General features: G+C 55.1%; 3 rRNA genes. All 3 read right to left on the bottom strand.

The window, feature by feature from the left end:
• Nucleotides 1-64: 64 nt before the first annotated feature.
• A 5S ribosomal RNA gene (gene rrf, locus DX116_RS19715) occupies nt 65-181 on the bottom strand.
• 125 nt (nt 182-306) lie between these two features.
• Nucleotides 307-3,409: ribosomal RNA gene (locus DX116_RS19710) — 23S ribosomal RNA — on the bottom strand.
• 362 nt (nt 3,410-3,771) lie between these two features.
• Nucleotides 3,772-5,287, bottom strand: a 16S ribosomal RNA gene (locus DX116_RS19705).
• Together the 16S, 23S and 5S rRNA genes form the textbook arrangement of a ribosomal RNA operon.
• Nucleotides 5,288-5,581 lie beyond the last annotated feature (294 nt).

The raw sequence follows: 5,581 nt of genomic DNA, 5'->3' as shown, positions 1-5,581 counted from the left end.
TCCCGCTGGTGGGCGGGAAATGCAGCGAGGCCGCCCCTGGTGGGGCGGCCTCGCGCTAATGATTGTCCGGCGACGTCCTACTCTCCCACACCGTCTCCAGTGCAGTACCATCGGCGCTGAGAGGCTTGACTTCCGGGTTCGGAATGTAGCCGGGTATTTCCCTCTCGCTATGGTCGCCGTAACTCTATGGAGATATATCCTCATCGACCCCGTCCATGGGCTCCGATGAGCCCCGAACAAACTAGGGGTAGAGAGTTGCCGATCATATCTCGGGAACCTCACAGTGGACGCGGTGCAAACTTTGTAAGAAACAAGCCCTCGGCCTATTAGTACCGGTCAGCTCCATGTGTTACCACACTTCTACTTCCGGCCTATCAACCCAGTGGTCTGCTGGGGGCCTTACCTGGTAAACCAGTGGGAAACCTCATCTTGAAACACGCTTCCCGCTTAGATGCTTTCAGCGGTTATCGCTTCCGAACGTAGCTAACCAGCAGTGCTCTTGGCAGAACAACTGGCACACCAGAGGTTCGTCCATCCCGGTCCTCTCGTACTAGGGACAGATTTTCTCAAGTTTCCTACGCGCGCGGCGGATAGGGACCGAACTGTCTCACGACGTTCTAAACCCAGCTCGCGTGCCGCTTTAATGGGCGAACAGCCCAACCCTTGGGACCTGCTACGGCCCCAGGATGCGACGAGCCGACATCGAGGTGCCAAACCATCCCGTCGATATGGACTCTTGGGGAAGATCAGCCTGTTATCCCCGGGGTACCTTTTATCCGTTGAGCGACGCCGCTTCCACTTGCCAGCGCCGGATCACTAGTTCCGACTTTCGTCCCTGCTCGAGCTGTCACTCTCACAGTCAAGCTCCCTTGTGCACTTACACTCGAAACCTGATTGCCAACCAGGCTGAGGGAACCTTTGAGCGCCTCCGTTACATTTTAGGAGGCAACCGCCCCAGTTAAACTACCCATCAGGCACTGTCCCTGATCCAGATAATGGACCTAGGTTAGATATCTAGTACAGTCAGAGTGGTATTTCAACGATGACTCCACACTCACTGGCGTGAATGCTTCACAGTCTCCCACCTATCCTACACAAACTGAACCAAACACCAATACCAAACTATAGTAAAGGTCCCGGGGTCTTTCCGTCCTGCCGCGCGTAACGAGCATCTTTACTCGTAGTGCAATTTCGCCGAGTCCATGGTTGAGACAGCGCCCAAGTCGTTACTCCATTCGTGCAGGTCGGAACTTACCCGACAAGGAATTTCGCTACCTTAGGATGGTTATAGTTACCACCGCCGTTTACTGGGGCTTAAGTTCTGTGCTTCGCTTGCGCTGACACGTCCCCTTAACCTTCCAGCACCGGGCAGGAGTCAGTCCGTATACGGCGTCTTTCGACTTAGCACGGACCTGTGTTTTTAGTAAACAGTCGCTTGGGCCTGGTCTCTGCGGCCGTCAACGCTTCTCACAGCAAGTGTGATAACGAATCGGGCCCCCCTTCTCCCGAAGTTACGGGGGCATTTTGCCGAGTTCCTTAACCATGGTTCACTCGATCACCTTAGTATTCTCTACCTGACCACCTGAGTCGGTTTGGGGTACGGGCGGCTCTAGATCTCGCTAGATGCTTTTCTCGGCAGCATAGGATCACTCACTTCGACTAAAACGTCTCCCCATCAGATCTCAGGCTATGTGAATGACGGATTTGCCTATCATTCGCCCTACATCCTTGGCCCGGGACAACCATCGCCCGGGATGAGCTACCTTCCTGCGTCACACCATTGCTTGCCTACTACCAGATCGGGTCATGCGCAGCACTGGCATCGCTCCGAAGAGTCCCGCCAGATTTGGGCACTTAGCATTTCTGGGTTCAGCATGGGCGATCTAATGCCGGTACGGGAATATCAGCCCGTTGTCCATCGACTACGCCTGTCGGCCTCGCCTTAGGTCCCGACTTACCCAGGGAAGATTAGCTTGACCCTGGAACCCTTGGTCATTCGGTGGAGGAGTTTCTCACTCCTCATTCGCTACTCATGCCTGCATTCTCACTCGTGTAGCCTCCACGGCTGGATCACTCCGCCGCTTCGCTGGCCACACGACGCTCCCCTACCGATCCATACGCCTGGACCACGAAGGCCTAGCACGTGTATGAATCCCATAGCTTCGGTGGATAACTTGAGCCCCGCTAAATTGTCGGCGCGGAATTACTTGACCAGTGAGCTATTACGCACTCTTTCAAGGGTGGCTGCTTCTAAGCCAACCTCCTGGTTGTCTGGGCGACTCCACATCCTTTTCCACTTAGTTATCGCTTTGGGACCTTAGCTGATGGTCTGGGCTGTTTCCCTCTCGACAATGGAGCTTATCCCCCACTGTCTCACTGCTGCGCTCTCACTTATCGGCATTCGGAGTTTGGCTGAGTTCAGTAAGCTTGTAGGCCCCCTAGCCCATCCAGTGCTCTACCTCCGACAAGAAACACGCAACGCTGCACCTAAATGCATTTCGGGGAGAACCAGCTATCACGGAGTTTGATTGGCCTTTCACCCCTATCCACAGCTCATCCCCCCAGTTTTTAACCTAGGTGGGTTCGGTCCTCCACGCGGTCTTACCCGCGCTTCAACCTGGCCATGGATAGATCACTCCGCTTCGGGTCTAGATCCTGCAACTATGGTCGCCCTATTCGGACTCGCTTTCGCTACGGCTACGGCTCAACGCCTTAACCTCGCTACAGAACGCTAACTCGCAGGCTCATTCTTCAAAAGGCACGCTGTCACCCGTCACAAGGACGAGCTCCAACGGATTGTATGCACATGGTTTCAGGTACTATTTCACTCCCCTCCCGGGGTACTTTTCACCTTTCCCTCACGGTACTAGTCCGCTATCGGTCATCGAGGAGTATTTAGGCTTAACGGGTGGTCCCGCCAGATTCACACCGAATTTCAGGGGTTCGGTGTTACTCGGGGTAACGCAAAAGAGCCATGAGCTTACGTGTACGGGGGTATCACCCTCTATGCCGCGACTTTCCAGTCGGCTTTCACTTCACTCATGGTTTATGACTCTTCGCCTGTCCGGCAGAACAGGCCATGCGGCCCCACAACACCCCACATACAACGCCCGCCGGCTATCACATATGTGAGGTTTAGCCTCTTCCAGTTTCGCTCGCCACTACTACCGGAATCACTTTTGTTTTCTCTTCCTGTGGGTACTGAGATGTTTCACTTCCCCACGTTCCCTCCTACTGCCCTATGTGTTCAGACAGAGGTACCTAGACTTTACTCCAGGTGGGTTTCCCCATTCGGACATCCCCGGATCACAGGTCGGTTGTCACCTTCCCGGGGCTTTTCGCAGACTCCAACGTCCTTCATCGGCTCTCGATGCCAAGGCATCCACCATGTGCACTTAGTAGCTTGTTGTTACTACAAAGATGCTCGCGTCCACTGTGAAGTTCTCAAAATACGATCGGTCCCACACGCCAACTCCCACGCCTACCAAACCAACCCCAATCGGGGAGACCTGGCGGTTCACGAGAACGCATGGTCCAAGAAACCAAACCCTAGAGCTTGATCCCTCAGGACCCAACAGTGTGCCTGATTCACCACCCACCACCCATCCGACGTTCCTGCCCCACCAAAGCGGGGTGTACTAACGGACAAACAATGTGCAGCAAGCCAAATAATCGACGATCCACTAGTGAGCTGAGAACGCACCCACACACTCGGTGAGTAAACGCCTCATGGACAACCACCACGATGGGCAGCTGCCAGATGCTCCTTAGAAAGGAGGTGATCCAGCCGCACCTTCCGGTACGGCTACCTTGTTACGACTTCGTCCCAATCGCCAGCCCCACCTTCGACAGCTCCCTCCGTAAACGGTTGGGCCACTGGCTTCGGGTGTTGCCGACTTTCATGACGTGACGGGCGGTGTGTACAAGGCCCGGGAACGTATTCACCGCAGCGTTGCTGATCTGCGATTACTAGCGACTCCGACTTCATGGGGTCGAGTTGCAGACCCCAATCCGAACTGAGACCGGCTTTTTGGGATTCGCTCCACCTTACAGTTTCGCAGCCCTTTGTACCGGCCATTGTAGCATGCTTGAAGCCCTGGACATAAGGGGCATGAAGACTTGACGTCATCCCCACCTTCCTCCGAGTTGACCCCGGCAGTCTCCTATGAGTCCCCACCATTACGTGCTGGCAACATAGAACGAGGGTTGCGCTCGTTGCGGGACTTAACCCAACATCTCACGACACGAGCTGACGACAGCCATGCACCACCTGTATACCGACCAAAAGGAGGCCACATCTCTGCAGCTTTCCGGCATATGTCAAACCCAGGTAAGGTTCTTCGCGTTGCATCGAATTAATCAGCATGCTCCGCCGCTTGTGCGGGCCCCCGTCAATTCCTTTGAGTTTTAGCCTTGCGGCCGTACTCCCCAGGCGGGGCGCTTAATGCGTTAGCTGCGGCACGGAAACCGTGGAAGGTCCCCACACCTAGCGCCCAACGTTTACGGCATGGACTACCAGGGTATCTAATCCTGTTCGCTCCCCACGCTTTCGCTCCTCAGCGTCAGGTAATGCCCAGAGAACCGCCTTCGCCACCGGTGTTCCTCCTGATATCTGCGCATTCCACCGCTACACCAGGAATTCCGTTCTCCCCTGCATACCTCTAGTCTGCCCGTATCGGAAGCACGCTCAGGGTTGAGCCCTGAGTTTTCACTCCCGACGCGACAAACCGCCTACGAGCCCTTTACGCCCAATAATTCCGGACAACGCTCGGACCCTACGTATTACCGCGGCTGCTGGCACGTAGTTGGCCGGTCCTTCTTCTGCAGGTACCGTCACTCTCGCTTCGTCCCTGCTGAAAGAGGTTTACAACCCGAAGGCCGTCATCCCTCACGCGGCGTTGCTGGATCAGGCTTTCGCCCATTGTCCAATATTCCCCACTGCTGCCTCCCGTAGGAGTCTGGGCCGTGTCTCAGTCCCAGTGTGGCCGGTCACCCTCTCAGGCCGGCTACCCGTCAATGCCTTGGTGAGCCATTACCTCACCAACAAGCTGATAGGCCGCGAGCTCATCCATCTCCGCCGGAGCTTTCCACCTCCAAACATGCGAAAGGAGGTCATATTCGGCATTAGCCATCGTTTCCAATGGTTATTCCAAAGAGAAGGGCAGATTGCTCACGTGTTACTCACCCGTTCGCCGCTCGTGTACCCCGAAGGGCCTTACCGCTCGACTTGCATGTGTTAAGCACGCCGCCAGCGTTCGTCCTGAGCCAGGATCAAACTCTCCGTTGAAAGCCACAAAAGCGTGACTCAAACTTCAGTTCAGACCTGACAAACTATTTGCTGACAAATAAATTGTCGGAATTGATTACCATCAAGAACCACACAACCCAAAGGCCATGCGGCGGGAACTTGACGGGATACTACTAATTAATCTCGTCGACTTTTGACACACTGTTGAGTTCTCAAGGATCACACGCACACCAACAACCACCAACCCATCAGGTCAGAAGCCACCGGGGCAACTCGTACAACTTACACGGCTCGTTTTCACCGGTCAAACCCGGGTCGGTCACCATGCCAGCT

The sequence above is a fragment of the Aeromicrobium endophyticum genome (assembly GCF_003586285.1).
Taxonomy (GTDB): domain Bacteria; phylum Actinomycetota; class Actinomycetes; order Propionibacteriales; family Nocardioidaceae; genus Aeromicrobium; species Aeromicrobium endophyticum.
Note: the sequence above shows the minus strand (reverse complement) of the source record. Positions and strands in the feature narration are given on the sequence as shown.